26 protein-coding genes are annotated in these 26816 nt (G+C 73.2%); 16 read left to right on the top strand and 10 right to left on the bottom strand.

Annotation, left to right across the window (positions count from 1 at the left end):
• Positions 1 to 555 precede the first annotated feature (555 nt).
• Entirely contained in the window at positions 556 to 1179 is a 624-nt protein-coding gene (locus FB388_RS07085) for a maleylpyruvate isomerase family mycothiol-dependent enzyme (protein WP_142098531.1), read from the bottom strand.
• A 75-nt stretch (positions 1180 to 1254) separates the two neighbouring features.
• Here FB388_RS07085 and FB388_RS07090 point away from each other — a divergent pair, with 75 nt between their 5' ends.
• Positions 1255 to 1380, top strand: a complete 126-nt coding sequence (locus FB388_RS07090; protein WP_211361804.1) for an SDR family NAD(P)-dependent oxidoreductase — start codon at positions 1255 to 1257, stop codon at positions 1378 to 1380.
• Positions 1381 to 1396: 16 nt separating this feature from the next.
• Here FB388_RS07090 and FB388_RS07095 read toward each other — a convergent pair whose 3' ends face one another.
• From FB388_RS07095 to FB388_RS07110, 4 genes are read right to left on the bottom strand one after another with little or no spacing between them, the layout of a single operon-like run.
• Positions 1397 to 3070, bottom strand: coding sequence for a glycerol-3-phosphate dehydrogenase/oxidase (locus FB388_RS07095; RefSeq protein WP_142098534.1), 1674 nt, complete (start codon positions 3068 to 3070; stop codon positions 1397 to 1399).
• Complete coding sequence (locus tag FB388_RS07100) at positions 3067 to 4539, bottom strand: FGGY-family carbohydrate kinase (RefSeq protein ID WP_142098536.1); 1473 nt, start codon at positions 4537 to 4539, stop codon at positions 3067 to 3069. The genes FB388_RS07095 and FB388_RS07100 overlap by 4 nt, the downstream gene beginning before the upstream one ends.
• Positions 4536 to 5183, bottom strand: coding sequence for a class II aldolase/adducin family protein (locus FB388_RS07105; RefSeq protein ID WP_142098539.1), 648 nt, complete (start codon positions 5181 to 5183; stop codon positions 4536 to 4538). Before FB388_RS07105 ends, FB388_RS07100 begins: the two co-directional genes overlap by 4 nt.
• 29 nt (positions 5184 to 5212) lie before the next feature.
• On the bottom strand, positions 5213 to 6016 hold the full coding sequence (locus tag FB388_RS07110; protein WP_246121700.1) for a DeoR/GlpR family DNA-binding transcription regulator: 804 nt from the start codon (positions 6014 to 6016) through the stop codon (positions 5213 to 5215).
• A gap of 226 nt (positions 6017 to 6242) precedes the next feature.
• Between FB388_RS07110 and FB388_RS07115 the strand changes: the two genes are divergently transcribed.
• From FB388_RS07115 to FB388_RS07150, 8 genes are all read left to right on the top strand, one after another.
• Positions 6243 to 7847, top strand: a complete 1605-nt coding sequence (locus FB388_RS07115) for an FGGY-family carbohydrate kinase (RefSeq protein ID WP_142098543.1) — start codon at positions 6243 to 6245, stop codon at positions 7845 to 7847.
• The gene (locus FB388_RS07120) at positions 7844 to 8509 is read left to right on the top strand and encodes a histidine phosphatase family protein (protein WP_142098546.1); all 666 of its coding nucleotides are present in this window, start codon (positions 7844 to 7846) and stop codon (positions 8507 to 8509) included. Before FB388_RS07115 ends, FB388_RS07120 begins: the two co-directional genes overlap by 4 nt.
• On the top strand, positions 8506 to 9942 hold the full coding sequence (locus FB388_RS07125) for an ABC transporter substrate-binding protein (RefSeq protein ID WP_142098548.1): 1437 nt from the start codon (positions 8506 to 8508) through the stop codon (positions 9940 to 9942). Before FB388_RS07120 ends, FB388_RS07125 begins: the two co-directional genes overlap by 4 nt.
• 84 nt (positions 9943 to 10026) lie before the next feature.
• Complete coding sequence (locus tag FB388_RS07130; protein WP_142098551.1) at positions 10027 to 10965, top strand: carbohydrate ABC transporter permease; 939 nt, start codon at positions 10027 to 10029, stop codon at positions 10963 to 10965.
• Positions 10966 to 11835, top strand: coding sequence for a carbohydrate ABC transporter permease (locus tag FB388_RS07135; protein ID WP_142098553.1), 870 nt, complete (start codon positions 10966 to 10968; stop codon positions 11833 to 11835).
• Positions 11835 to 12944, top strand: a complete 1110-nt coding sequence (locus tag FB388_RS07140; RefSeq protein WP_142098556.1) for an ABC transporter ATP-binding protein — start codon at positions 11835 to 11837, stop codon at positions 12942 to 12944. Before FB388_RS07135 ends, FB388_RS07140 begins: the two co-directional genes overlap by 1 nt.
• Complete coding sequence (locus tag FB388_RS07145) at positions 12941 to 14053, top strand: ABC transporter ATP-binding protein (protein WP_142098559.1); 1113 nt, start codon at positions 12941 to 12943, stop codon at positions 14051 to 14053. The genes FB388_RS07140 and FB388_RS07145 overlap by 4 nt, the downstream gene beginning before the upstream one ends.
• On the top strand, positions 14050 to 15084 hold the full coding sequence (locus FB388_RS07150; RefSeq protein ID WP_142098561.1) for an NAD(P)-dependent oxidoreductase: 1035 nt from the start codon (positions 14050 to 14052) through the stop codon (positions 15082 to 15084). Before FB388_RS07145 ends, FB388_RS07150 begins: the two co-directional genes overlap by 4 nt.
• A gap of 34 nt (positions 15085 to 15118) precedes the next feature.
• On the opposite strand, the gene FB388_RS07155 is transcribed toward FB388_RS07150, so the two are convergent.
• Positions 15119 to 15952, bottom strand: coding sequence for a LysR family transcriptional regulator (locus FB388_RS07155; protein WP_142098564.1), 834 nt, complete (start codon positions 15950 to 15952; stop codon positions 15119 to 15121).
• Between the two features lie 90 nt (positions 15953 to 16042).
• On the opposite strand from FB388_RS07155, the gene FB388_RS07160 reads away from it, so the two are divergent.
• The gene (locus FB388_RS07160; protein WP_142098567.1) at positions 16043 to 16924 is read left to right on the top strand and encodes an NAD(P)H-binding protein; all 882 of its coding nucleotides are present in this window, start codon (positions 16043 to 16045) and stop codon (positions 16922 to 16924) included.
• Here the strand turns inward: FB388_RS07160 and FB388_RS07165 are convergent.
• Positions 16917 to 17696: a phosphotransferase gene (locus FB388_RS07165; RefSeq protein ID WP_211361805.1), complete on the bottom strand. Its 780-nt coding sequence runs from the start codon at positions 17694 to 17696 to the stop codon at positions 16917 to 16919. The genes FB388_RS07160 and FB388_RS07165 overlap by 8 nt on opposite strands.
• Before the next feature lie 121 nt (positions 17697 to 17817).
• Here FB388_RS07165 and FB388_RS40825 point away from each other — a divergent pair, with 121 nt between their 5' ends.
• The 5 genes from FB388_RS40825 to FB388_RS07185 all read left to right on the top strand — a co-directional run bounded on the left by FB388_RS40825 (position 17818) and on the right by FB388_RS07185 (position 21720).
• The gene (locus tag FB388_RS40825) at positions 17818 to 17949 is read left to right on the top strand and encodes a hypothetical protein (RefSeq protein WP_281290382.1); all 132 of its coding nucleotides are present in this window, start codon (positions 17818 to 17820) and stop codon (positions 17947 to 17949) included.
• A 69-nt stretch (positions 17950 to 18018) separates the two neighbouring features.
• Positions 18019 to 18999 carry a glycosyltransferase family 9 protein gene (locus tag FB388_RS07170; protein WP_142098573.1) on the top strand — a complete coding sequence of 327 codons (981 nt, stop codon included), beginning with the start codon at positions 18019 to 18021 and terminating at the stop codon, positions 18997 to 18999.
• A 97-nt stretch (positions 19000 to 19096) separates the two neighbouring features.
• Entirely contained in the window at positions 19097 to 19960 is an 864-nt protein-coding gene (locus tag FB388_RS07175; RefSeq protein WP_142098576.1) for an NAD(P)-dependent oxidoreductase, read from the top strand.
• A 33-nt stretch (positions 19961 to 19993) separates the two neighbouring features.
• Positions 19994 to 20476, top strand: coding sequence for a MarR family winged helix-turn-helix transcriptional regulator (locus FB388_RS07180; RefSeq protein WP_142098579.1), 483 nt, complete (start codon positions 19994 to 19996; stop codon positions 20474 to 20476).
• Positions 20473 to 21720, top strand: coding sequence for an MFS transporter (locus FB388_RS07185; RefSeq protein ID WP_142098582.1), 1248 nt, complete (start codon positions 20473 to 20475; stop codon positions 21718 to 21720). Before FB388_RS07180 ends, FB388_RS07185 begins: the two co-directional genes overlap by 4 nt.
• Positions 21721 to 21745: 25 nt before the next feature.
• On the opposite strand, the gene icmF is transcribed toward FB388_RS07185, so the two are convergent.
• From icmF to FB388_RS39825, 3 genes are all read right to left on the bottom strand, one after another.
• Complete coding sequence (gene icmF, locus FB388_RS07190; RefSeq protein WP_142098585.1) at positions 21746 to 24943, bottom strand: fused isobutyryl-CoA mutase/GTPase IcmF; 3198 nt, start codon at positions 24941 to 24943, stop codon at positions 21746 to 21748.
• A gap of 90 nt (positions 24944 to 25033) precedes the next feature.
• Entirely contained in the window at positions 25034 to 25630 is a 597-nt protein-coding gene (locus FB388_RS07195; RefSeq protein WP_246121702.1) for a phosphotransferase, read from the bottom strand.
• A 53-nt stretch (positions 25631 to 25683) separates the two neighbouring features.
• Complete coding sequence (locus tag FB388_RS39825; RefSeq protein WP_211362087.1) at positions 25684 to 25959, bottom strand: hypothetical protein; 276 nt, start codon at positions 25957 to 25959, stop codon at positions 25684 to 25686.
• 73 nt (positions 25960 to 26032) lie between these two features.
• On the opposite strand from FB388_RS39825, the gene FB388_RS07200 reads away from it, so the two are divergent.
• Complete coding sequence (locus FB388_RS07200) at positions 26033 to 26779, top strand: maleylpyruvate isomerase family mycothiol-dependent enzyme (protein ID WP_142098590.1); 747 nt, start codon at positions 26033 to 26035, stop codon at positions 26777 to 26779.
• The last annotated feature ends 37 nt before the right edge of the window (positions 26780 to 26816 follow it).

Consider the following 26816-nt stretch of genomic DNA (forward strand, 5'->3'; position numbering starts at 1 on the left):
CCCGCACGATGGTGGGTGGCTGGGTTGGGTTCATTACCGAATTCCGTGGTGGCGTGGACGGCCGTCCCCGACGCGGAGGCACGGCGGTCGAGGACGAGACCGCCGCGGTTGGGTGCCACGCAACCTGCGGTGGTGCCGACCCTCACCTCCAGCCGATCCCGCATGGTCAGGCGGGACCAGCCCAGGACCAGGCGTCCGGCCGATCATGCTGGACAGCCCGGGGTGGTCAGGATGGGACGGGAGCACAGCAGGTTGCGGGGCACCCAGGGCGCGCGCTCGTCGGGAACCGCCGTGCCCCCGCGTCGGGGACGGCCGCCCGAGCAACCACGGAACTCGGTAGTGAACCCAACCCCGCCATCGCCATAGGTGCGGTAGAGGCGAACCGGATCGACCACGTGAACAGCCGTGGCGAGTAGGTGAGGCCGGGAGGCTCGAGGCCGGGACGGCGCGCCCACCGGAACGGATTTGCCACCACAGAGACACCACGACGGCGCGGGGCGCGTTCCGCGGAACGCACCCGAAGCCGCGATCCGGAAGCCCCAGGCGTGCGGCGGATTACCCGCCGATCCGAGCGGCGAGCGTGGCCTGGCCAGGCCCGGTGAGCTCCCCGACGACCCCGCGGCGGCCGGAGATCGCCATCAGGAGTGACTCGCCGGGCCCGCGCACCTCCGGGCCCCTCCCGGCGGTCCAGCCGAGGTCGGTCGCGACCAGCCGGAGCCCGCGGGCGCGCCAGAACGCGCCGATCGGCGGCGCGAAGCGGGCGAACGAGAGCGCGGGGAGCAGCCGCTCCGGCGGGATCGTTCGCGGGGCGCCGAGGGGGCGGCGGATGTCCTGCTGGTGGACCATCCCGTCGACCAGCGCGACGCGACCCTTGAAGGCGGTGGTGAGCCCGTCCGGGTCGAGCCGCTGTTCCAGGAGGGCGAGCAGCTCGTCCGGGGTGGCGCCGCGCATCTCGGTCACGCCGGCCTGGTTGACCCGCCCGAGCTGGAACCGGCCCCGGGTGAGCCGGCGGGCGACCTCCCGCCTGCCGAGCCCCTCGTAGCAGATCATGTGGGCGACCACGTCGCGAACCCGCCAGCCCGCGCACAGCGTCGGCGCGTCCCACTGCTGCGGCGTCAGGTCGGTGAGCAGGGCCAGGAGGTCGGTCCGCTCGGCGCGGGCCAGGTGCATGCACGTCATCGCCGGCGGACCCTACTCGCCGAGATCAGGTTGGGGGACGCCGATGATGTCGGTGGCCGGGTTCAGCATGGGGCGGTGGAGCTGACGGGGAAGGTCGCGGTCGTCACGGGAGCAGCGGTGGGCATCGGCCGCGCACTCGCCGCACGGCTCGGTTCGGAGGGCTGTGCCGTGGTGGTCGCAGACATCGACGCTTCGCGGTGATCCCGGACGGCCGTCGCTAGGGCGCGGCGGCCCGCTCCGCGGCGAGGCCCGCCCGGTCGCGCTCCACCTCCGCCCGGTAGGCGGCCACCTCCCGCGCCTGCCGGTCGGCGTCCCAGCCCAGCAGCGGGGCGAGCAGGGCGGCCACGGCGGGGGCTGCGGGCAGCCCGGCGTCCGTGCGCTCGATCGCCAGGTGGGTGCGGCGGTGCAGCACGTCGACGAGCGTGAGCGCGCCCTCGTGCGTGACGGCCCGCTGGAACTCCACCGGCAGGTAGCCCTCGGCGCCGGGGAGCGGCTTGCCGAGCGCGGGGTCGGTGCGGATCGGAGCGAGGACGTCGGGCAGCTCGTCGCCGTAGCGGTGGAGCATCCGGCGCAGGTGCTCCTCGGTCACGCCGTACTCGGCGGCGAGTCGCGGCACCCTGTTGCCCACCGCCTGCCAGGCCGAGGCGCCCACGAGCGGGAGGCTCGCGGTCGGGGATGGCGGGAGCGTGACCCCGAGTGCCCGCCCGGCAGCGTCGACCGCGTCGAGCGCCATCCGCCGGTACGTCGTGTACTTGCCGCCGACGACCGTCACCATCCCGGCCGGTTCCTCGATCACGGTGTGGTCGCGGGAGAGCGCGGATGTGGTGGCTGCGTCCTTCGCGACCGGCGCGAGGAGCGGGCGCAGGCCGGCGAACGAGCCGAGCACATCGTCGCGGGTCAGCGGGCGGGCGAGGTAGCGGTTGACGTTGCGGAGCAGGTAGTCGACGTCCTCCCGCTCGACGGTCGGCGCGCGGCGGTCGCCGTCGTACGCGGTGTCGGTGGTGCCGAGCAGCCAGTGCCCGAACCACTTCCGCAGGATGATCACCGAGTCCTCCGCGCGGGCGAGGATGCCGGTCCGCGAGTCGAACGCCTCCTGATCCACCAGCAGGTGCACGCCCTTGGCCGGCTGCACCGCGAAGGTCGGCGGGCCGGCCATCGCCTGGATCTCGGCCGCCCACACGCCTGCGGCGTTGACCACCACCGACGCCGTGACGTCGAACCGGCCGCCGGACTGCGTGTCCTCGACGGTGACGCCGGTGACCCGCGGGCCGTCCCGCAGCACGTCCACCACCGGCGCGTGGCTGAGCACCACCGCTCCGTGCGTGGCCGCGGTGCGCGCTACGGCGAGCGTGTGCCGGGCGTCGTCCATGCGGCCGTCGTAGTACTGCAGCGCCCCGGTGACGACGTGCGGGTCGAGGCCGGGGGCCTCGCGCAGCGCGCCGCGCCGGGTCAGGTGGCGGTGGTGCGGCACCCCGCCGCGCCCGCCGGTGCGCCCGGCGGCCGCCATCAGGTCGTAGAGCAGCACGCCCGCGCCGATGTAGGGCCGCTCCCAGTGCTTCGTCAGCGGGAACAGGAACGGTTCCGGCGTGACGAGGTGCGGGGCGAGCGTGCGGACCATCAGGTCGCGCTCGCGCAGCGCCTCCGCGACGAGCCCGAAGTTGAGCTGTTCCAGGTAGCGCAGCCCGCCGTGCACGGTCTTGCCCGACCGCGACGACGTGCCGGACGCCAGGTCGCCCGCCTCGAGCAGCACGACCGACAGGCCCCGCGCCGCGGCGTCGAGGGCCACCCCGGCACCGGTGACGCCGCCGCCGACGACCGCGATGTCGAACGTGCCGGACTTCGCGGCCGCGAGGGCGGCATCCCGGGTGGCGGGGGAGAGGTCCGCGGTCATCGCGCGCCTGCCGCCGACGCCTGCCGCGTGGCCCAGAACGGGCGCGCGGCCGCCACGTGGTCGAGGTAGCGCGCGTACCCGTCGGCGTAGCGCGCCTGCCGGGCGGGATCGGGTTCCACGACGTCCTCCGGGCCGGTCCAGGTGTCGACATCGAGGTCCTCGCCGCGGGCAGCGGCCGCCGCGAGCACCGCGCCGCGCGCTCCCACCTCAGGTGTGCGGGCGAGCTCGAGGGGCACGCCGAGCACGTCGGCGAACACCTGCAGCCAGGGGCGGGAGCGGGTGCCGCCCCCGCAGGCCACGATCCGGGTGGCCCCGCCGGCCACGTCGAAGCAGTGGCGGGCCGCGTAGGCGAGCCCCTCGCAGACCGCGCGCAGCAGGTCGTCCCGGGTGGTGGTCAGCCGCACGCCGGTGACCTGCCCGGACGCGTGCGGGTCGACGAACGGGGCGCGCTCGCCCGACGTCGCGAAGTAGGGCAGCACCTCCACGCCTCCCGCGCCGGGTGGGCTGGCCGCGAGGGCGGCGTCGATCGCGTCGACGCCGAGGCCGAGGGTCTGCAGCATCCAGTCCATCGAGGCCGTGCCGACCATCGCCGGCATCGCGCGCAGCCACCGGCCGGGCTCGCCCGTCGCCACGGAGAACCCGGCGGGATCCCCCTCGGTGGCGAGCCGGTCGACGTGCACCATGCAGCCCAGCGTCGTGCCGACGATGAGCAGCGCGTCGCCGACCGCGCGGACGCCGCCCCCGCGGGCGCAGGCCGGGAAGTCGAAGGGTCCGGAGCTGATCGGCGTCCCCGCGGGCAGCCCCAGCAGCTCGGCACCCGCCTCGGCGAGCGGCGCCTGCGGGATCGGGACGGTGATCGGCGCGAGCAGGTCGCGGCGGTGGGTGAGCCCCATCGCGTCGAGGGCGGCGTCGCTGTAGCCGGTGCCGGTGCCGTCGCCGAAGGGCATCGAGCTGTCGCTGGGGTCGGTGGCGCGCTCGCCGGTGAGGCGGGTGAACACGGCGTCCTTGCAGGCCCCCGCCGTGGTGGCCCTGTCGAGGGCGTCGGGCTCGTTCTCGTCCAGCCAGGCCAGCAGCGGGCCGGGGGCGCCGGGGAAGACCGTGGTGCCGTTGGTGCGGAACACGCGCTCGGTGACGCCGTCGGCGTTCCAGCGACCGAGGATCCCGCCCGCCCGGCCGTCCAGCCACGAGAGCGCGGGCCGCACGGCCCGGCCGGCCTCGTCGGTGACCCAGCAGCCGTCGCCCTGGCCGGTGATCGCGACGACGTGCGGGGTGCGCCCGGCCGAGACCTCGCGCGTGACCTCCGCGATCGCCGCGACGATCGCGTCCAGGTCCTGCTCCACCCCGTCGTTCGCGGCGTGGACGAGCTCCAGGGGGCGACCGGCGACGGCGAGCGCCTCGCCCTCGTCGTCGAAGAGGGCGGCTTTCACCACCGACGTCCCGGCGTCGATGCCGAGCCAGGTGCGCGTCATGACGAGCTCGGCACCGTCTGCCCGTACGTGGTCAGCTTCTCCGCGACGCGGGCGATCTCCTCGTCGGGCAGGATGTTCGGCTGCCCGAGCAGCTTCGCCTGGTAGTACATCTGGCAGACCCACTCCAGGTAGACGCTGCGCGTGTAGGCCTTTGCGAGGCTGTCGCCGTACGTGGTGGCGCCGTGGTTCTGCAGGATCGCGCCGAAGCGGTCCTCCATCGCCTTGATGCTGTTGTCGGCGAGCTCGGGGCTGCCGAACGTCGCGTACGGGGCGACGCGGACCGGCCCGCCGAGCAGCGCGACCATGTAGTGCACGGCCGGCAGCTCGTCGACGACCGCGGAGAGCGTGCTCGCGTAGAGCGGGTGGGTGTGCACGACGGCCTTGGCGTCGGTCGCCTTGTAGACCGAGGTGTGCATCGGCACCTCCGAGGAGGGCTCGAGCCCGTCCTCGACGCTGTTGCCGTCGAGGTCGATCACGCAGATCGACTCCGGGGTGAGGTCCTCGTAGGCCGCGCCGCTCGGGGTGATCGCGATGTGGTGCCCCGACCGGATCGACAGGTTGCCCGATGTGCCGACGGTGAGGGCGTCGGCCTGCATCCGCCGGCAGTACTCCACCAGCTGGACGCGTTCGTCGTGCAGGAGCATGGGGTTCCTCTCGATCTCGATCGGCGGGGTCACTCGTTCCGGCCCGCGACCTCGACGAGCACGTCGTTCTCGCGCAGCGCGGCCAGGTCGCGGGGGGAGACGCCGGCGTCGACGACGACCGTCGTGAACCGGTGCAGGGGCAGCAGCCGGTGCAGGGCGCTGCGGGTGAGCTTGGTGTGGTCGATCAGCAGGTGGCTGCGGGTGGCGACGTCCACCATCGCGCGCTTCACCGTGACGATCCGGTCCTCCTGGTGGAAGGCGTAGCCGTCGCTCACCGCGGAGGTGCTGACGAACGCGGCGTCGAAGCGCATGGACTGCACCGCGTCGACGCACGTCGAGCCGAGGAAGGAGTCGTGCTGCACGTCGTAGTGCCCGCCGAGGGCCACGACCTGCACGTCGCGCATCCTGGCCAGCTCGACGAGCGCGGCGAGGTAGTTGGTGGCCACCGTCAGCGGAGCGAGCGCGGCGAGGTGGGGGAGCATCTGCAGCGCGGTGGTCGAGTCGTCGAGGAGCACCGACATCCCGGGCTCGACGTGGCGGCACGCGTGCTGCGCGATGAGCCGCTTGGCCTCGATGTTGGCCTTCGCCCGGTACTCGACGTTGGACTCGAAGGTGCCGCTGGGCTGCGCGGTGGCGATGCCGCGCGCCTTGCGGAGCACGCCCTGGCGCTGCAGCTCGTCGAGGTCGCGGTGGATCGTCATGACCGAGACGCCGAAGGTCTCGGCGAGCTCCTGCGCGGACACCGAGCCGGTGCTGAGCACGAGGTCGGTGATCCGGGCCTGGCGGCCCTCTGGTCCGAGGGTCCGGGGCGCGTCCACCTCCCGCTCTGTCACCGCTCGCCTCCTTCGCCGGTCTGCTGCGACTGGCATCACAGCGTGCCGAGCGGGATCCGTCAAGCTTCGATGTGAACAACGCTGCTTTCGATGTGAAGTTCGGGGGTATCGCCGTCCTGGCTGGCCAGCACTTCACGGATCTCAGTGTGAGAACAACGTGTTGACGTGAGATGAGCGTCGTCTTACTGTGTCGCCGCGCACAGCGCTGACGAACAGAGGAGCACCGGTGCCCGAACCCTCGCCAGTCGACACCCCGCTATGGGTGGGGGTCGACCTCGGCACACAGGGTGTCCGCGCCGTGCTCGTCGACGGGTCGGGAGCCGTGCTCGGCAGCGGTTCGGCGCCGCTGGAGAGCGACGTGCGCGCCGGTGAGCGGCACGAGCAGGACCCCGCCGACTGGTGGCGGGCCACCTGCGTCGCCACCCGCGCCGCCCTCGCCGGGCGGGACGGACGGCCCGTCGGCGGCGTGAGCATCGACTCGACGTCCGGCACCCTCGTCGTCCAGGACACCCAGGGGCGCGCCGCCGGGCCCGCGCTCATGTACGACGACCGGCGCGCCGCCGCCGAGGCCACCCGCGTGCAGGATGCGGGCGCCGAGCTGTGGACCACGCTCGGGTACCGGATGCAGGCGAGCTGGGCGCTGCCGAAGGTGGTGTGGCTCGTGGCCGGGGGCGCCGTGCCGGCCGGGCACCGGCTCGCCCACCAGGCCGACCACATCGGCGCTCGGCTCGCAGGCCACGCCGTGCCCACCGACTGGAGCCACGCCCTCAAGACCGGTTACGACCTGCTCGGCGCCGCATGGCCGGAGGCTGTGCTCGACCGCCTCGGTGTCGACCCGGCGGTCCTGCCGCCCGTGGTCGCCCCGGGTGAGCGGGTGGCGACGGTGTCGGCAGCCGCCGCCGACGAGACGGGCATCCCGGCCGGCACCCCGATCGTCGCCGGGATGACCGACGGGTGTGCCGCGCAGGTCGCCACGGCCGCGCTGGCGCCCGGGCAGTGGTGCTCGGCGCTGGGCACCACCCTGGTGCTGAAGGGGTCCACACCCGAACTGCTGCACGACCCGTCCGGATCCGTGTACTGCCACCGCAACCCCGACGGCGGCTGGCTGCCCGGCGGTGCCTCCAGCACCGGCGCGGGCGTCCTCACGACAGACCTCCCCGGCGCCGACCTCGACGAGCTGACCGAGCGCGTGCGGGAGCGAGGGGTCCCCGCGGGCGCCACCTACCCCCTGGCAGGCCGGGGGGAGCGGTTCCCGTTCGTCGCGGACGGCGCCGAGGGGTTCGACGTCGGCGGCCCGGCCGACCCGGACCCGGCCACGCGGTTCCAGCGGGTGGCCCACGGGGTCGCGTACGTCGAGCGGCTCGCGTTCGACGTGCTCGCCGGGCTCGGCGCCGACGTATCCGGCCCGGTCGTCGCCACCGGCGGCACCAGCCGCAACGACTGGTGGACGCAGCTGCGGGCCGACGTCCTGCAGCGCCCCGTCGCGGTCCCGGAACACGCGGGCTCCGCGATCGGTTCCGCCGTGCTCGCCGCGGCCCCGCCCGGCGAGCTCGCCGCCACGGCCGCCGAGATGGTGCGGATGCGGCGCCGGTTCGAGCCGGACCCGTCCCGCGCGGACGAGCTGACGGACGGCTACGGCCGGCTGGTCGAGGCGCTCCACGATCGCGGCTGGCTGGAGCCGAAGTTCAGGCCGAACGCACTTCCGGGGAGCCACCGCCGCGGCGAAGCAAGGCGGGGGCTCGCCGGGGAAGGCGGAGCCACATTCAGGGCCGTGCAGGACAGCAAAGTGGCTTTCCTGAACTCCGAGACCGCCGGCGGGACCGCCTCATGAGCACCGACCTCACCCTCGTGCGGCACGGCCGGACCATCTGGCACGCCGAGAACCGCTACGCAGGCGTCAGCGACGTCCCGCTCGACGACACCGGCCTCGCCCAGGCCCACGCGCTCGCCGACTGGGCCCGTCGCCAGCACTTCGACGTCCTGGTCTGCTCCCCGGTGCCGCGCGCGGTGGCCACCGCCGCCCCGGTGGCCGCCGCGCTCGGGCTCGAGCCAGAGGTGGTGGCCGACCTGCGGGAGGTCGACTTCGGCATCGCGGAGGGCCACACGCTCGCGGAGCTGCGGGTGAGCCACCCCGAGGCCGCCGCCGCGTTCGTCGCGAACCCGGTCGCCTTCCCGTTCCCCGGCGCCGAGTCGCCCGGCGCGGCCGCCCAGCGCGCTGTTGCCGCCCTGCGCGACGCCGCCGCCCGCCACAACGGCCGGTCCGTGCTGGTCGTCGCGCACAACACGCTCCTGCGCCTCGCGCTGTGCATGTGGCTCGGCATCCCGATTGCGCGCTACCGCGCCGTGCTGCCCCGGCTGGAGAACGCCGCCGCCACCCGCCTCCGCGTGCCGGACGACCCGGCCGCCCCGCCGGCTCTGCTGGCCCTCAACGTCCCCACCTCACCGGCCGTCACCGCAGACGAGCCGGCCCCGACCGCAGGGAGGACCGCATGACCCGCCGCGATCTCTGGACCCCCAACCGGCGTGACCTGCTGCGCATGCTGGGTGTCGGCGGCGCAGCCGTCGGCGCCTCGTCGCTGCTCGCCGCGTGCGGCCTCGGCACCGGCGGGGACGGCCCCGCCACCGGCAACGGTGCAGCCGAGGTCACCGGCGGGTTCGACTGGCGCAAGGCCGAGGGCACCGAGATCTCGGTGCTGCAGACGCCGCACCCGTACCAGGTGGCGTTCCAGCCGCTGCTGGCCGAGTTCACCGAGCTGACCGGCATCACCGTGAAGGCCGACCTGGTGGCGGAGGCCGACTACTTCACGCGCCTCAACACCGAGCTCGCCAGCGGCGCCGGCAACTACGACGCCTTCATGACCGGCGCCTACTTCATCTGGACCTACGGGCCTCCCGGGTGGATGGAGGACCTGAAGCCCTGGCTGCAGAACAGCTCGGCCACCAACCCGGACTACGACTTCGAGGACATCTACGAGGGCCTGCGCCGCTCCACGTCCTGGGACTTCCAGGTCGGCAGCCCGCTCGGCACCGGCGGGCAGTGGGCGATCCCGTGGGGCTTCGAGACCAACGTCCTCTGCTACAACAAGGCCGAGTTCGACCGCCGCGGCATCCGGCCCGCCGAGACCTTCGACGACCTCATGCAGCTGGCCTCCGACCTCACCGACCGGGCCAACAACAAGTACGGCATCGCGTTCCGCGGGTCGAGGTCGTGGGCCACGATCCACCCGGGCTTCATGACCCAGTTCACCCGCGAGGGCTGCAAGGACTACGAGAAGCAGGGCGACCAGCTCCAGGCCACGATGAACTCGCCGGAGGCCGTCGACTTCACGCGCAAGTGGGTGGAGCTCGCCCGCTCGGCAGGGCCGACCTCGTGGACCAACTACGAGTACCCCGACTGCACCGGCGACCTGGGTGCGGGTACCGCGTTCATGGTGTACGACGCCGACTCGGCCACGTACCCGCAGAACATCGCCGGCAACAGCGCACAGGCCGGCAACCTCGCATGGCACCCCGGCCCGGCCGGACCGGACGGCAGCTACGGCACCAACCTCTGGACGTGGTCCCTGGCCATGAACTCCGCCTCGCAGAAGAAGCTCGCCGCCTGGCTGTTCATCCAGTGGGCCACCGGCAAGGACGCCCAGACCAAGGCCGTGCAGACCGGGCAGGCCGGCTTCGCCGACCCCACCCGCCAGTCGGTGTTCGACGGCGCGTTCAAGCAGACGCTCGGCAACTTCCCCGGCTACCAGGAGACCTTCGAGAAGGTCATCGGGTCCACCGACATCAAGTTCACGCCGCAGACCCAGTTCTTCGAGACCACCGAGGAGTGGGCGGTGGCGCTGCAGGACATCTACGCGGGCCAGGACGCGAAGACGCGGCTGGACGCGCTGGCGGCGGCCAACACGACGGCGGTCAACCGTGCGAGCTAGTCCTGCCCCGGATGTCAGCAAGGCCACCTTGCTGACACCACGGGTCAGCAAGGTGGCTTTGCTGACACACCAGGGAGGGTGGCCGTGACCACCACCGCCCCACCGAGGACCCCGGCACCGGCCGTGCAGCGCGAGCCACGGTCGGTGCCGGCCTGGCGGCGCGGGCTGCGGCCGTACGTGCTGTCGATCCCCGCGGTGCTGATCATCGTCGGGATCTTGTACCCGTTCGTGCTCGGCGCCTACTACGCGTTCCTCAACTACGCGGCGGTGGTGCGGCGGCCGGTCTTCATCGGGCTGCAGAACTTCGCCGAGATCCTGTCCGACCCGGCGTTCTGGACGAGCGTGCGCGTCACGTTCGTCTACGCCGTGGTCGCCACCGTGGTCGAGACCGTGCTGGGCATCGGGATCGCGTTGCTGCTCAACCGGTCGACCCTGGTCGGGCGGATCTTCGAGCGGGTGCTGATCCTGCCGCTGATGATCGCCCCGGTGATCGCCGGCGTGATCTGGGGCCTGATGTTCAACCCGCAGTACGGCGTCCTGAACTACGTGCTGGGCCTCGGCTCGACGTTCGACTGGCTCGGCGAGGACACGGCGATCTGGTCGGTGATCCTCGTCGACGTCTGGATCTACACGCCGTTCGTGGCGATCCTCGTGCTGGCCGGGATCCGGTCGCTGCCGAAGGAGCCGTTCGAGGCGTCGGCGGTGGACGGCGCGAGCTGGTTCTACATGTTCCGCCGGCTGATGCTGCCGATGATGTGGCCCTACATCCTGGTGGCGGTGATCTTCCGGTTCATGGACTGCCTGAAGATCTTCGACCACGTGTTCGTGCTGACGGCGGGCGGACCGGGCGACGCGACGCGCACCCTGCAGATCGGCGCGTACCAGAACTCGATCATCCAGCTGCAGTACTCGCAGGGCAGCACGTACATGTTCCTGCTCTGGGTGATCGTCTTCGTGACCGCCCGCTACCTGGTGAGCGTGCTGGGCAAGGCCCAGCGGCGCGCCGCAGGATCGGAGGAGTAGATGGCAGCCAGGGAGCTGGGGCCGGGCCAGCGGCGGTTCTCGCCCGCGTCGATCGGTGCCGACGCCGCGCTGCTGGTGTGGTTCGTGTTCTCGCTGTTCCCGCTGGTCTGGATGGTGCTGCTGGCGCTCAAGACCAACGCGGAGCAGATCAGCACCTACTTCGCGTTCACTCCGACGCTGGAGAACTTCGCCATCGTGCTCTCCTCCGAGGGCGAGCGGCTGACCAGCGTGAACTTCACGCAGGCGATCCTCACGAGCGTCATCAACTGCGTCGGCGCCGTGATCGTCTCGCTCGTGATCGGCATCCCGGCCGCGTACGCGGCGGGGCGCTGGCAGTACCGCGGGTCGAACGACGTGATGTTCACGATCCTGTCGTTCCGGTTCGCGCCCGAGCTGATGGTGATCGTGCCGCTCTTCGTCATCTACAACCAGATCGGCCTGTTCGACACGAACGTCGGCATGATCTGGGTGCTGCAGCTGGTGACGATGCCGCTGATCGTCTGGATCCTGCGCTCCTACTTCCAGGACATGCCGGCCGAGCTGGAGCAGGCCGCGCTGCTCGACGGTTACACGCGGCGGCGCGCGTTCGCGATGGTCGCGCTCCCGCTGGTGCGGCCGGGGATCGCGGCGGCGGCGCTGCTCGCGTTCATCTTCGCCTGGAACAACTACGTGTTCCCGCTGATCCTCACCGGCAGCCAGCACACGCCGGTGACCGTGGCCGTCACCCGCTTCCTCGGCGGCGGCGGGCAGGCCTACTACAACCTGACGGCCGCGGCCGCGCTGATCGCCGCGCTGCCGCCGCTGCTGGTGGCGCTGTCGATCCAGCGCTACCTGGTGCGCGGCCTGTCGTTCGGGGCGGTGAAGTCGTAGTGGGATCGCTCTCCATCAAGGGCCTGACCGCCCGGTACGGCAAGACGGTCGCCCTGCACGGGATCGACCTGGAGCTCGCCGACGGCGAGTTCTTCGTGATCCTCGGTCCGTCCGGCGCCGGCAAGACCACCACTCTGAAGAGCGTGGCCGGCCTCGTCGACCAGGTCGAGGGCGAGGTGCGCATCGCGGACCGGGACATGACCGGCGTCGAGCCGTACGACCGCGGCGTCGCGATGGCGTTCGAGAGCTACGCGCTCTACCCGCAGAAGACGGTGGAGGAGAACCTCGCCTCCCCGTTGCGCTCGGGCCGCAACGGCACCTGGACGCCGCAGCAGCAGACCGAGCGGATCAAGCAGGTCACCACCACCCTGGGCATCGACCACCTGCTGAAGCGCTTCCCCCGCGAGCTGTCGAACGGGCAGCGCCAACGCACCGCGCTGGGCCGGGTGCTCGTGCGCCCCGCCGAGGTCTACCTGCTCGACGAGCCGCTCTCGCACCTGGACGCGAAGCTGCGCGCCGCGATGCGCGCCGAGCTGAAGCAGCTCGGCGAGCTGTCCGGCACCACCACGCTGTACGTCACGCACGACTACCAGGAGGCCCTCGCGCTCGGCGACCGGATCGGCGTGCTGCGTGAGGGCAGGCTGGTGCAGGTCGGGACGCCCGCCGAGGTGTGGACGCAGCCGGTGGACACGTTCGTCGCCCGCGCGCTGGGGCAGCCCGAGATGAACCTCCTCGACGCCGAGGTGGAGGCGGGCCGGGCGCGGGTGGGGAAGGCGTTCACCGCCGGGGTGCCCGCGTCCGATGGCCGCGTCGCGGTGGGGATCCGGCCGCGGGACCTCGAGATCGTCGAGGGCCCCGCGCCCGCCGACCGGCTCGTGCTGCACGGGAAGGTCGTGCTGGCCGAGCGGCTGGGGCGGTCGATCGAGCTGTCGGTGGACGTGGCCGGGGTGCAGGTCATCACCGTCACCTCGGACCACCGCGTGCACGAGGGCGGCGACGTCGCCCTCGCCGTCGACTGGGACCGCGTGCACGTCTTCTCGGCCGACGGAACCCGGCTGGGCGCCGCCCGGCGGCCGGAGGATGCGGCACTCGCCGGAGGGACCCGATGACCGCCGCTCCAACGATCGACGGAACCACCCAGAACGCGACGGCTCAGCGCCTGCGGCTGGAGTCGCTGCGCAAGACCTACACCGCCCGCGGCCGCGAGCCGTTCGAGGCCGTGAAGGGCATCGACCTCGACATCGAGCCGGGTGAGCTGGTGGCCCTGCTCGGCCCGTCCGGGTGCGGGAAGACCACCACGCTGCGGATGATCGCCGGGCTGGAGACCGTGACGGCCGGCCGGATCATGATCGGTGACCGTTCCGTGGGCGACCTGCCGCCGGGGAAGCGCAACGTGGGCGTCGGGTTCGAGAGCTACGCGCTCTACCCGCCGCTGACGGTGCGGGAGAACCTGGCGTACGGGCTCAAGGCGCGGCGGGCCAAGGACGCGAACGCCCGCGTCGACGCGATCGCCGAGCGGCTGGAGATGACCGAGCTGCTCGGCATGCGGCCCGCCAACCTGTCCAGCGGCCAGAAGCAGCGCGTGGCGCTCGCCCGCGCCTTGGTGCGCAACCCGCCGGTGCTGCTGCTGGACGAGCCGCTCTCGCACCTGGACGCCGGGCAGCGGCAGCGGGTGCGCCGGGAGCTGAAGGTCCTGCAGCGCGAGTTCGGCTACACCACGATCGTCGTGACGCACGACCAGCTGGAGGCGCTCAGCCTCGCCGACCGGATGGCCGTGATGGACGCCGGCGTGATCAAGCAGTTCGGCACCCCGGACGAGATCTTCGACGTGCCTGCCGACCGGTTCGTCGCCGACTTCGTCGGGGAGCCGTCGATCACCCTGCTGCCGGGCACCGGCACCGGGGACGGCGTCCGGGTCGGCGGTGCGGGCGGGCTGAAGTCGGCCGTCGCCGTGCCCGACGGTCGCGAGGTGCTCGTCGGGCTGCGACCGCAGGACTGCCACCCGACCGATGGGCCCGGCCTGGAGGGGACCGTCCTGGTGTTCGAGGACCTGCTCGAGTTCGGGCTGGCCACGGTGGAGCTGCCCGGCCTGGACACCCGGATGGTCGCGCAGGTGGAGTCCGGGCACCCGTTGCGCGCGGGCGACCGCGTCACGCTCGCCGCGCCGCCGGAGCGGGTGCACGTGTTCGACGCGGCGACGGGGGAGCGGGTCAGATGACAGTGGTCGTGTGCGCGGGGGACGAGTTCATCTCCGCCGACCTGCTCGCCGGCGCGCTCACCGAGGCAGGCGTCGAGGCGGAGTTCCGGCGGATCGACACCGCGTGGCCCACCGAGCCGTTCGGGGCCTTGGACGGCGTGCGCGAGGCGGCTGGCGACCCGGCGAAGCTCGCCGAGCTGGTGCGCGGCGCCGACGCGCTGGTCACGCACCTCGCCCCGCTCACGGCGGAGGTCCTCGAAGCCGGCCGCGGCACCCTGCGGGTGGTCGGGGTGACCCGGGGCGGGCCCGTGAACGTCGACGTGCCGGCGGCGACGGCCGCGGGCGTGCTCGTCGCGTACCTGCCCGGGCGGAACCTGGGCGCGGTAGCCGAGTTCTGCGTGGGCACGATGATCTGCGCGATGCGCGGTCTGCCCGCCGCGGCAGCGGGGCTCGCGGCCGGACGCTGGGACGCCGCCGGTTTCCGTTACGAGCGCACCGGGCTGGAGCTGCGGGCCGCGACGGTCGGGCTCGTCGGGCTGGGTGCGGTCGGGCTGCGGGTGGCGGAGCTGCTGCGCGGCTTCGGATCCCGCGTGCTCGCCCACGACCCGTACGCCTCCCCCGAGGACGCCGAACGGGTCGGCGTGCGGCTGGTGGACCTGCCGGAGCTGCTGGCCGCGAGCGACGTCGTCAGCCTGCACGCCCGGCTCACCCCCGAGACGAAGCAGATGATCGACGCGGCCGCGCTCGCCGCGATGCGCCCCGGCTCGGTGCTGGTGAACACGGCACGCGGGGAGCTGGTCGACACGCGCGCCCTGGACGCCGCGCTGGAGTCCGGGCACCTGCGCGCCGCCGTGCTCGACGTGTTCGACCCGGAGCCACCCGCCCCGGACGACCCGCTGCCCCGGCGGCCCGAGGTGTTCGCCACCCCCCACCTCGCGGGCGCCTCCCGGCAGGTGGCGGAGGAGTCGGCGGCCCGGATCGCCCGCGAGGTGGCGACGGTCCTGAGCGGCGGCCGCCCCACGACCTGCGCGAACCCGGAGCTCCTGGCCTAGGGCGGGGCAGGCCCCGGGACCCCGCGACCGTCGATCACGCACCCGTGCGGAGGGCCGTCGCGGCGCGGACCAGCGCCGCCGTGGCCTGCGAGCGGGACTGCTGCGGCCACGCGATCGCGAGGACCGCCGCTGGCGCGTCCACGACGGACCGGTAGGCGACGCCGGGCCGGGGGTACCGCGCGGTGACGGACTCCGGCAGCAGCTGGATCAGCTCGCCGAGCTCGACGAGCGTGAGCAGCTGGGCGAGGCCGGTCGGGCGGCGCCGGGCGGCCGCCGGATCGAGGTACCGACGCAGCTCGCCCGTGGGGATGCCGAGGTCGGCGACGCGGAGCTGGTCGCGCTCTGCGAGCGGGTGGCCGGCCGGGATCGCGGCGATGCGCGGCTCGGTCGCGACCGTCTCGGCGTCGAGGCCGGTGTGGTCGAACGGCTCGTGCACCAGCGCGACGTCGACCTCGCCCTGCCGCAGCAGCTGCGGCTGCTCGCCCCACTCGCACAGGTGGACCGCCACGGGCCGGGCGGCGGGATCGGTGGAGTAGCGGGCCAGGATGTCGTCCAGGAGTGACGCCCCGGCGTCCGCCTTCAACGCCAGCACCAGCTTCGGCTCGGGTCCGGCCGCGCGGCGCGCTCGCCGTCCGGCGGCCTGGAGGGCGTCGAGCGCGATCCGCGCCTCCTGGAGCAGCACCGCGCCGGGCGGCGTCAGCGCGACGTTGTGCGTGGAGCGCTCGAAGAGGGCGACGCCGAGCTCGGCCTCGAGCTTGCTGATCGCGCGGGACAGCGGCGGCGCGGAGATGCCCAGGCGCTCGGCCGCGCGCGTGAAGTTGAGCTCCTCGGCGACGGCGACGAAGTAGCGCAGTGGGCGCGACTCCACGACCCCTCCCGATCGGTGTTGCCCTGAGGGTAACAAGCCTGAGCAGAGCGGTCCTTCAGTTGCGGGTCGGGGCGGCGCAGAGTGGTCGCCATGATCGTCATCAGCGCCCCGACCGGCCAGATCCGTCGCGAGATCCTCGACATCGTCCTCGGGAAGGCCGCCGGGATCCGCGTGATCGTGCGCGACCCCGAACGGCTCCCGCCGCGCGTGCGCGAGCGCGTGGAGGTCGTGCAGGGCTCGCACGCCGACGCCGACGCCGACGTCGTCACGAAGGCGTTCGCGGGCGCCGACAGCGTGTTCTGGCTGGTTCCCCCGAACCCGCGCGCGGAGAGCCTCCAGGAGCACGTCCTCGACTTCGTCCGGCCCCTGTGCGATGCGATCAACCGGCAGGGCATCGAGCGCGTCGTCGCCGTGTCCACGCTGGGCCGCGGCATCACGCGGAACGCCGGGCAGGTGTCGGCCACGTACGCGATGGACGACCTGATCGAGAGCACCGGGGTGCACTACCGCTCCCTGTGCCCGGCGTCGATCATGGAGAACCTGCTCTGGCAGGCCGACGCGATCAAGAACCAGGGCGTGTTCTTCTCGCCCACGTCCCGGGATCGCAAGTTCCTGACCACCGCCGCGAGGGACATCGCGGCCACCGCGGCCACGTTGCTGCTCGACGGTTCCTGGACGGGGCAGGAGAGCGTGCCGATCGTCGGTCCGGACGTGCTGTCCTTCGAGGAGATGACCGAGATCGTTGCGGAGGTCCTGCGGCGGCCGGTCCGCTTCCAGCAGATCTCGGGCGAGGGCTTCAAGGCGGCCCTGCTGCGCAGCGGCATGTCCGAGGCGTGGGCCCAGGGCATGGTGGACATCCAGATGGCGACCGACCGGGGGAGCTACCTCTCCGGCCTGACCGCCCCGGCCCCGACCGCACCGACGAGCTTCCGCACCTGGTGCGAGGAGGTCCTGAGGCCGGCTGTCAGGTGAGCAACGCCGTCAGCCACGCCTGCTCGTTCTGCTCGATGTAGGCCGTGTCCCGACGCCAGGACGCGCCGTGGCCCTCGTCCCACAGGCGCGCCCACGGCTGCGTGCCGCGCGCATGGCCCGCGGCGAGCAGGTCGTACATGGCGCGGGCGCGGCGGGCGAGCATGGGGGTGAGGCGGCGGCGCTGCTCCTCGTCCAGCCCGTAGGCGTCGGCGAGGACGCGCACGCGGGCGGCGGCGTCGGGCCGCCGCCGGGCCAGGTCCGCCGTGAGTGGGACGAAGGCCTTCACCGCGTAGGCGAGGTCCCACAGCCGCGACCCGGGACCAGCGCCGTCCCAGTCGATGAAGCTCCAGGTGTCGCCGCTGGTCACGAGGTTCCACGGCGCGAGGTCGTGGTGGGCGACGATCTCGCCGCCGCCGTCGTCCTCGGGCGGGATGGCCACCCGCCACGTCGCGTCCGCGGGCGGGACGAAACCCGCGACCGCGTCGTGGAACTCGCGAATCATCCGGCCGACGCGGCCGAGCCGGGCGTGCGGCTCGACCTCGGCGAACCGGTCCGGCCAGACCGTGGCGCCCGGCACGAACTCCAGCACCTCCCGGCCCTTGTCGTCGAGCCCGAGCGGGCGCGGTGCCGCCCGGAACCCGACCTCGCGCAGGTGGGTCAGCAGCGCGTGCACGGCGGGCGTCCACGGCCCGGCCGGGCGGCGCACGGTGTCGCCGACGCGGACGACGCCCGCACTCACGTTGCCGCCGACGAGCGGGATCTCTTCGATCACACCGCCAGCGTCGCGCACGGACCGCCGGTGCCGCATCCGCGTTCCCGACCGGCGGTTTCGCGACGGCGCGACCGGGCACGCTCGACCGGACCGCAGAATCTGCCCGTCACCAGGAGCCGCGATGCCGCCGACGAGTCCCGACGACGACCACCCGCAGCCCGCGGAGGAGCGCGAGCCGCACCCGCCAACGGACAGCGGCGAGGACGAACGGTCCGCCGCCGAACGGGAAGCCGCCGAGTTCGGCGGCGAGTAGCCGGTCGCCCGCTCGGCGGACTTCCGGGTAGCGGCGCGTGGGGACCGGGCGGCGGGGTACCGCAAGATCATGACCGTTCCCCCGCGGCTGGTGGCGCTGCGTGCCCTGAACCTCGGTGACCTGCTGGTGGTCGTGCCGGCGCTGCGGGCGCTGCGCCGGCATTTCCCCGACCACGAGCTCACCCTCGTGACGCACGGCTGGCTCGAGCCGGTCGCCGCGCTGATCGGGGGGATCGACCGGTTCGAGCCGACTCGCGGTCTGGTGCCGCTCATGCGCCCGCGCCGCCCGGACGTCGCCGTCAACCTGCACGCGGCCGGCGGCGAGAGCGCTGCCGCGCTCGACGCGCTCGATCCGCAGCGGCGCATCGGGTTCGCCGCGCCGGGCTGGCCGGGGCCGCAGTGGTGGCCCGGTGGTCACGAGCGGCACCGCTGGTGCGCGATGCTCGCGGCCCACGGCATCCCCGCCGACCCCGCCGACCTGCTGCTGCGCCGCCCGGAGGAGCCGTCACCCGCGCCGGGCGCCGTCGTCGTGCACGTCGGCGCCGGGTACGGCGCCAAGGAGTGGCCCACCGAGCGGTTCGCGGCCGTGGCTGCCGCGCTGCGGGCCGGCGGCCACCGGGTGGTGGTCACGGGCTCGGCCGCGCAGCGGTCCCGGGCACTCGCCGTCGCGGAGCTGGGAGGGCTGTCGCCTGCGGCCGTGCTCGCAGGAGGTACCGGCCTGCGCGAGCTCGCGGCCCTGATCGCCGGCGCCACCCTGCTGGTCAGCGGGGACACCGGCGTGGCGCACCTGGCGTCGGCCTACCGGACGCCGTCGGTGGTGCTGTTCGGACCAGCGCCGGTCGAGGAGTGGGGACCGCCCGAGGACGGGCCGCACCGCGCGCTCACCGTCCCGGCGCTGCGGCGCGGCGACCCGTTCGCAGGCGACCCGGACCCGGCGCTGCTCGCCGTGACCGTTGCGGACGTGCTCGCCGCCGTCGCCGAGCTGATGGGGCCGGGTGTGACGACGGCCCTCGGGCTGCGCGCCGCGCCTCCGACGTCCCGGCCGACCTGACGTCGGTGTCGGCCACCGGCGCATCAGGGTCCAGGCGTGCGCCTCCCGCTCGCATTCCGTGCGAGAACCGTGCGCGCGCTCTGCGAGCGTCAGGGGCATGAAGGCAGACGGCGTGACGGTGATCGGGCTGGGCCCGATGGGCCGGGCGATGGTACGCACGTTCCTTGCGGCTGGCCGGCCGACGAGGGTGTGGAACCGGACGCAGGCACGGGCGGACGAGCTGGTGGGAGCGGGTGCGGTGCGGGCCGCGACGGCGGCGGACGCGGTCTCCGCGAGCGAGCTGGTCGTGCTGAGCCTCACCGACTATCAAGCGATGTACGACATCCTCGGCGACACCGGCAGCGCACTCGCTGGCCGGGTCGTCGTCAACCTCAGCTCCGACACCCCGGACGCCACGCGCGCGGCGGCGGACTGGCTCGGCGACCGCGGCGCGGAGCTCGTGGCCGGCGGGGTGCTGGCCTCGGCCGACATGGTCGGGGCCGACGGGGCGTCCGTGCTCTACAGCGGCAGCCGTCAGGCGTTCGACGCGCACGAGCCCACCCTCGCCGCGATCGGGCGGCCGGAGTACCTGGGCGCCGACCACGGCCTCGCGCAGCTGCACTACCAGGCCCAGCTGCAGGTGTTCCTGACGACGCTCGCCGCGTACCTGCAGTCGTTCGCGATGTTCGCCGCTGCTGGGATCCCGGCGCAGGAGTTCCTTGCCCGCGCGGCCCCGGGCGAGGACGTGGCCGCCCTCCTGCCCGATGCGGCCCGCGCCGTCGACGAGGGCGAGTACCCGGGGGAGTTGGCGAACGTGCTCATGATGGGCGCGACCGCGGATCACGTGGTGGGTGCCAACAGCGGCATGGGGCTCGACACGGCGCTCCCGGCCGCGATCAAGTCGCTCTACGACAGGGCGATCGTGCGGGGGCACGGCCAGGACGGGTGGGCGAGTCTTGCGGAGGTGATCCGCAGACCGTAACAGCACTTATATAAGCGCTGTTACGATCCGCCCGTGACCGCGACGCCCGACCCGCTCGAACAGCACCGTTGGCGGCCGCTGCGCCAGCTGCTCGATGCCATGGACGCGGACATCGCCCGCCTCTACGCGGATCGGGGCATCACCGGCGTGCGGCCGCGGTTCGTCGCGCCGCTGATCCGGCTCGGCCGGCGGGGTGGGATGACGATCCGGCAGCTGGCCGACTCGCTCGAGGTCACGCACTCGGCGATGAGCCAGACCGTCGCGGCCCTGCAGCGCGACGGTCTCGTGACCACCGCAGCGGGCGCCGATGCCCGCACCCGCGAGGTGGTGCTCACCGACCGGGCGCGGGAGATCCTGCCCTTCCTCGAGGCGGAGTGGCGGGCCACGGAGGAGGCGGTCGCCGAACTGGAGGCCGAGATCCCGTACGCGCTCAGCCAGGTCGTCCGGGACCTGCAGGCCGCGCTCGCCCGCCGCTCCTTCCACGACCGGATCGCCGACCGGATCGCCGAGTCGTGAAGCTCATCCTCGACACGCGACCGCTGCGCTCCAGCGCGCCGTTCCGCCGCGTCTTGGCGGGCGGGGTCCTCTCGACGGTGGGCGGCCAGCTCGCTGTCGTCGCCGTCCTGCAGCAGACGTGGGAGCTCACGTCCAGCCCGGTGGCCGTCGGCGCGATCGGGCTCGCCCAGGCGGTCCCGATGGTCGTGTTCGGGATGGTGGGTGGCGTCCTCGCCGACGCGGTCGACCGCAGGCGCCTGGTCCTCGGCACGACGCTCGGTCAGATGGTGGTGGCCGGGCTGCTGGCCGCGCAGGCGTTCGCGGGCCTGGACTCGCTCGCCGTGCTGCTCGGCCTCGTCGCGTTGCAGTCGGCCTGCGGGGCCATCGGCGCCCCGGCGCGCCGCACGTTCGCGGCCCGCCTGTTGCCCGCCGACCAGGTCGGCGCGGGGCTCGCGCTGTTCAACCTCGGCTTCCAGGCCTCGATGCTGGTGGGGCCCGCGATCGCCGGGCTCGTCGCAGCTCGCTGGGGGGTCGGCTCCTGCTACGCCGTCGACACGCTGACGTTCATCGCCGCGCTCTACGGCGTGGTGCGCCTTCCGGCCCTGCCGCCCGACGGCGCGGGCACCCGGCCGGGCCTCGCGGCCGTGGTTGCGGGATGGCGGTTCATCGCGGGCAGGCCGGTGTTGGCGGGTGCGTTCCTCACCGACCTGATCGCAACCGTGCTCGCGATGCCGATCGCGCTCTTCCCGGTGGTCAACTCCGAGCGTTTCGGCGGCGACCCGCAGACCCTCGGGCTCTTCCTCTCCGCGATCGCGGTCGGCGGCATCGTCGCCGGGCTCGGGTCGGGGGCCGTCACGCGGTCCGGCCGGCTGGGCCTGGTCATGCTCGCCGCCGCGGGCCTGTGGGGGGTCGCGCTCGCGGGGTTCGGGATGGCGCCGAACCCGTGGCTGGCGCTCGGCTGCCTCGCCGTCGCCGGTGCCGCCGACACGATCTCGGTCATCTCCCGCGGCGCCCTCGTGCAGCTCGTCACGCCGGACGCCTACCGCGGCCGCGTCACCGCCGTCGAGGACGTCGTGGGCATGGCCGGCCCCTACCTGGGCAACTTCCGGGCCGGCCTCGTGGCCGGTGCGACCACGGCGGGGGTGGCCGCGGTGACGGGCGGCCTCATGTGCGTGGTGGGCATCGCGGCGGTCGCGGCATGGACCCCCGCACTCCGCCGCTCCGGGATGTCAGCAAAGCCACTTTCAGGACACCAGACGTCATGAAAGTGGCTTTGCTGACACCGGCGCCCTACATGTTGCGCCGGTACTGCCCGCCCACCTCGAAGAACGCGTCCGTCAGCTGGCCGAGGCTGCAGACCCGCGCCGCCCTCATCAGCTCGTCGAAGACGTTGCCGTCACCCGTCGCCACGTCCTGCAGCCGCCGGATCGCGTCGGCGGCCTCCCCGCTGTGGCGGCGCTGGAAGCCGGCCAGCCGGTCGAGCTGGCTCTGCTTCTCCGCCTCCGTGCCGCGGGCCAGCTCGATCTCCTGCGGCTCGCCCGCCTCCTCGCGGACGAACGTGTTGACGCCGACGATCGGGAGCGTGCCGTCGTGCTTGCGGTGCTCGTACAGCAGGGACTCGTCCTGGATCCTGCCGCGCTGGTAGCCGGTCTCCATCGCGCCCAGCACGCCGCCGCGTTCGGAGATGCGGTCGAACTCGGCGAGCACCGCCTCCTCGACGAGGTCGGTGAGCTCCTCGATGATGAACGAGCCCTGCAGCGGGTTCTCGTTCATCGACAGGCCCCACTCCTTGCCGATGATCAGCTGGATGGCCATCGCCCGGCGCACCGACGCCTCGGTCGGGGTGGTCACGGCCTCGTCGAACGCGTTGGTGTGCAGCGAGTTGGCGTTGTCGTAGAGCGCGCAGAGGGCCTGCAGCGTCGTTCTGATGTCGTTGAAGTCCATCTCCTGCGCGTGCAGGGACCGGCCGGACGTCTGCACGTGGTACTTGAGCTTCTGCGACCGCTCGTTCGCCCCGTACCTGTCCCGCATCGCGATCGCCCAGATCCGCCGGGCCACGCGTCCGATCACGGAGTACTCGGCGTCCATGCCGTTGGAGAAGAAGAACGACAGGTTGGGCGCGAAGTCGTCGATGTCCATTCCGCGCGCGAGGTAGCTCTCCACGAACGTGAACCCGTTGGCGAGCGTGAACGCGAGCTGGCTGATCGGGTTCGCCCCGGCCTCGGCGATGTGGTAGCCGGATATCGAGACCGAGTAGAAGTTGCGCACCTTGTGCTGGATGAACCACTCCTGGATGTCGGCCATCATCCGCAGCGAGAACTCGGTGGAGAAGATGCAGGTGTTCTGGCCCTGGTCCTCCTTGAGGATGTCGGCCTGCACGGTGCCGCGCACGTTCTGCAGCGCGAAGGCGGTGAGCTCCTCGCGCTCGGCGGCGTCCGGCTCGCGGCCCTCCTCCGCGCGGAAGCGCTCGATGACCTGGTCGATCGCGGTGTTCAGGTAGAACGCGAGGATCGTGGGCGCCGGCCCGTTGATCGTCATCGAGACGGACGTCGTGGGCGAGGTCAGGTCGAAGCCGTCGTAGAGCGCCTTCATGTCGTCGAGCGTCGCGATCGAGACGCCGGACGTGCCGACCTTGCCGTAGACGTCGGGGCGGGTGTCCGGGTCGCGCCCGTAGAGCGTGACGGAGTCGAACGCGGTGGACAGCCGCTTGGCCTCCGAGTGCTCGGACAGCAGCTTGAAGCGGCGGTTGGTGCGGAACGCGTCGCCCTCGCCCGCGAACATGCGGCCGGGGTCCTCGCCCTCGCGCTTGAACGGGAACACCCCCGCGGTGAACGGGAACCGCCCGGGCAGGTTCTCGCTGCGCAGGAATCGCAGCAGCTCGGCGTCCTCCCTGAACCGCGGCAGCGCGACGCGCGGCACCTTGTTGCCCGACAGCGTCTCGCGGGTGAGCTGCGTGCGCAGCTCCTTGTCGCGGACCTTCACCACCATCTCGTCGCCGGAGTAGGCCTCGACGACCCGCGGCCACTCGTCGAGCAGGGCGGCGGACGCGGCCGGCAGGTCCTGCTCGGCCGTCCGCAGCGCCTCGTCGACCGCATCGCCCACCAGTTCGCGCGCCGTCCGCAGGTGCTCGCGCCGCCGCGCCGCCTCGACGTGCTTCACGGTCTCGGCGTGGTAGCCCCGCACCGTCTCGGCGATGTCGGACAGGTACCGCACCCGCTGCGGCGGGATGATCGCCGCGTAGTCGCTGGACGTCTTGCGCTCCGGGCGCCGCAGCCTGCCCTCGCCGACGGCGAGGCCGTCCTTGGCGAGCAGGTCGCGCACGTGGTGGTAGAGCGCGGTGACGCCGTCGTCGTTGAACGTGGCGGCGCTGGTGCCGAACACCGGCATGTCCTCCCAGGACACGCCGAACGCCTCGCGGTTGCGCACCAGCTGCCGGCCGACGTCGCGGCGGGCGTCCTCCGCCCCGCGGCGCTCGAACTTGTTGATCGCCACGGCGTCGGCGAAGTCGAGCATGTCGATCTTCTCGAGCTGCGACGCCGCCCCGAACTCGGGCGTCATGACGTACAGCGAGCGGTCGACGAACGGCACGATCCCGGCGTCACCCTGCCCGATGCCGGGCGTCTCGACGATCACGAGGTCGAACCCGGCGGCCTTGAGCACACCGATCACGTCGCCCAGGCGCTCCGGCAGGCTGCTCTCCGTGCCGCGGGTGGCCATCGAGCGGAAGAAGACCTGGTCACCGCCGAGCGAGTTCATCCGGATCCGGTCGCCGAGCAGCGCACCCCCGCCACGCCGCCGGGTCGGGTCGGCGGCGAGCACGGCGATCCGCAGCTTGTCCTCCTGGTCGAGGCGGAAGCGGCGGACGAGCTCGTCGGTGAGACTCGACTTGCCGGAGCCGCCGGTGCCGGTGATGCCCAGCACCGGGACCGGACGCCGAGGCGTGAGGTCGAGGTGGCCCGGCAACCGACCGGCCTCGGCAAGCGTCAGCGCGCGGGCCAGCGTGGCCGGCTCGCCGGTGAAGAGGCCGTCGAAGGACTCCGGTGGAGCGGCCGCGAGATCCACGTCGCAGTCGCGGATCATCGTGTTGATCATTCCGGGGAGCCCCAGTCGCTGGCCGTCCTCGGGGGAGAAGATCCGTGCGACCCCACGCTCGTGCAGCAGCTCGATCTCGCGCGGGACGATCACACCGCCGCCCCCGCCGTAGACCTTGACGTGCCCCGCGCCGCGCTCCCGCAGCAGCTCGACGAGGTAGGTGAAGTACTCGATGTGGCCGCCCTGGTAGGAGCTGACCGCAACGCCCTGCGCGTCCTCCTGGATGGCCGCGGTCACGACCTCGTCGACGGAGCGGTTGTGCCCAAGGTGGATCACCTCGGCGCCCTGCCGCTGCAGGATGCGTCGCATGATGTTGATCGCCGCGTCGTGGCCGTCGAAGAGGCTCGCGGCGGTGACGAAGCGCACCGGGTGGACCGGCACGTGCAGCTCTGCCATGGGTCGTCCTCTCACCCGCACCTCGATTTAGTTTGGCTTCCGAGTATCGGAGGTGCAACTTACCCCAGGAGTGACCTGCGCTACGGAAGGTCAGCGGGCGGTTGCGGTGACGAGGGCGGCGGCCTCGTCGAGCAGGCCCACCTCGGTCGTGGTCAGCGAGGGGTCGGCCGCGCGCCGCGCGACTGCGCGGTCCAGCTCGGGCAGCGCCTGTCCGTCCGTTGCCCCGAGGAACGTGACGAGCATCTCCCTGGCGGCCTGCCCGTGGACGTGTCCGGGTTCTACCGCGGCCTGGGCGAGGATCACGGCGGTCTGGGCGACGTCGAGGTCGGGTGGGCCATCGGTCGCGTTCGTCCAGTCGATCAGTACCGGCCCGCGTGCGGTGAGCACGACGTTCGCGGGGTGCAGGTCGAGGTGCAGCACCCGCTCGTCCGGCGTGCCGGCCCGGGGCGGGACGGCGTGCAGCTTGGTGTGCAGGTCGGCGAGGACGCGGCCGGCGGCACCCGCGTCGTGGTCGCCCGCCGCCACCGCGTCCAGGAGGACCGGCCCGTACAGCCGTTCCATCACGAGATCGGTCCCGACGGCGGTGAACACGGCGGGTGCGGGGAAACCGTGGGTGGTGACGTGCGCCATCGCCGCGGCCTCGCGGGTGACCTCGCCACGGCCGCGTTCGCGGTACCGGCGCAGCACCCGGTGGTCGTCCAGGGCGTAGACGTCGGCGGTGCGGCCGGATCCGAGGAGCTTCAGGCGACCCGCCCCACAGGGGGGATCTCGACGGTGGGCATCTCGACCGTCGGGCGGTCGTCGATGCTCCGCGGCGGGGTGGGACGGGGGCGCCGGAGGCGCCGGGACACGATGGGGACGACGGCGCCGAGCATCATCAGCGCGGCGCCGGAGGCGGCGATACCCGCCGCCGCGGCCTCGGGCGCGACCATGACCAGTACGAATGCGACTCCGGGCCACCACAGGAGTGCCCGGATCGGGCCGGGGACCGACCATTCCCGCTTCTCTGGCGCCATATGCGTTTCCTACCCGGTCCGGTCTTCAACCATGCGCGCACCCCCGCTACCCCTAAAGGTCTAGCGTCAGGGTATGAACCCCGCGGATGCGCTCGTCGACGAGAACCTGCGACTGGGTGAACTTCTGGCCACGGCCGATCCCGAGGTCTCGGTCCCGACCTGCCCGGGCTGGACGCTGCGCCAGTTGCTCACGCACGTCGGCCGCGGTGACCGGTGGGCGGCGATGATCGTGCGGGATCGTGCCCAGGAGCGGGTCGACATCCGCGCGGTGCCGGAGGGGAAGCCCTCCGCGGACGACCCGGTGGGCTGGCTGGCCGGCAGCGCCCGGCTGCTGGTCGACGCGGTGGCCGCCACGGGCCCGGACGTCCCGGTGTGGACGTTCACCGGCCCGAAGCCCGCGGTGTGGTGGATCCGGCGGCGGCTGCACGAGGCGACCGTGCACCGCGCCGACGCCTCGATCGCGCTCGGCGTGCCGTTCGCGATCGAGCCCGCGCTCGCCGCCGACGCCGTCTCCGAGTGGCTCGACGTCCTGGCCGCCCGCCCGGCACCCGAGGCCGGGCCTGCGCTCGCCGACGGTGCCACCCTGCACCTGCACGCCACCGACGACGGCCTCGGGACGGACGGCGAGTGGCTGGTGCGTTCCGCGGACGGCCGCCTCGCGTGGGAGCACGGGCACGGCAAGGGTGCCGTCGCGGTGCGGGGGCGTGCCGCGGACATCCTGCAGGCGGTGACGCGGCGGATCCCGGCCGACGACCCGCGCCTGCAGGTGCTCGGCGACGAGACGGTGTGGCGCACCTGGCTGGAGCGCACGCCGTTCTGAGCGTGGTCGCGTCCGCCGAAGGAACGACGCCAGGATC

This window comes from Pseudonocardia cypriaca, from assembly GCF_006717045.1.
Classification (GTDB): Bacteria; Actinomycetota; Actinomycetes; order Mycobacteriales; family Pseudonocardiaceae; genus Pseudonocardia; species Pseudonocardia cypriaca.

Bases quoted from the DNA above. Each gene is read 5' to 3' on its own strand.
- FB388_RS40825 (WP_281290382.1), top strand. From the start codon at position 17,818: ATGCCGCCGACGAGTCCCGACGACGACCACCCGCAGCCCGCGGAGGAG.
- icmF (WP_142098585.1), bottom strand. From the start codon at position 24,943: ATGGCAGAGCTGCACGTGCCGGTCCACCCGGTGCGCTTCGTCACCGCC.
- FB388_RS07085 (WP_142098531.1), bottom strand. From the start codon at position 1,179: ATGACGTGCATGCACCTGGCCCGCGCCGAGCGGACCGACCTCCTGGCC.
- FB388_RS07120 (WP_142098546.1), top strand. From the start codon at position 7,844: ATGAGCACCGACCTCACCCTCGTGCGGCACGGCCGGACCATCTGGCAC.
- FB388_RS07145 (WP_142098559.1), top strand. From the start codon at position 12,941: ATGACCGCCGCTCCAACGATCGACGGAACCACCCAGAACGCGACGGCT.
- FB388_RS07150 (WP_142098561.1), top strand. From the start codon at position 14,050: ATGACAGTGGTCGTGTGCGCGGGGGACGAGTTCATCTCCGCCGACCTG.
- FB388_RS07100 (WP_142098536.1), bottom strand. From the start codon at position 4,539: ATGACGCGCACCTGGCTCGGCATCGACGCCGGGACGTCGGTGGTGAAA.
- FB388_RS07095 (WP_142098534.1), bottom strand. From the start codon at position 3,070: ATGACCGCGGACCTCTCCCCCGCCACCCGGGATGCCGCCCTCGCGGCC.
- FB388_RS07175 (WP_142098576.1), top strand. From the start codon at position 19,097: ATGAAGGCAGACGGCGTGACGGTGATCGGGCTGGGCCCGATGGGCCGG.
- FB388_RS07160 (WP_142098567.1), top strand. From the start codon at position 16,043: ATGATCGTCATCAGCGCCCCGACCGGCCAGATCCGTCGCGAGATCCTC.
- FB388_RS07170 (WP_142098573.1), top strand. From the start codon at position 18,019: ATGACCGTTCCCCCGCGGCTGGTGGCGCTGCGTGCCCTGAACCTCGGT.
- FB388_RS07135 (WP_142098553.1), top strand. From the start codon at position 10,966: ATGGCAGCCAGGGAGCTGGGGCCGGGCCAGCGGCGGTTCTCGCCCGCG.
- FB388_RS39825 (WP_211362087.1), bottom strand. From the start codon at position 25,959: ATGGCGCCAGAGAAGCGGGAATGGTCGGTCCCCGGCCCGATCCGGGCA.
- FB388_RS07125 (WP_142098548.1), top strand. From the start codon at position 8,506: ATGACCCGCCGCGATCTCTGGACCCCCAACCGGCGTGACCTGCTGCGC.
- FB388_RS07105 (WP_142098539.1), bottom strand. From the start codon at position 5,183: ATGCTCCTGCACGACGAACGCGTCCAGCTGGTGGAGTACTGCCGGCGG.
- FB388_RS07200 (WP_142098590.1), top strand. From the start codon at position 26,033: ATGAACCCCGCGGATGCGCTCGTCGACGAGAACCTGCGACTGGGTGAA.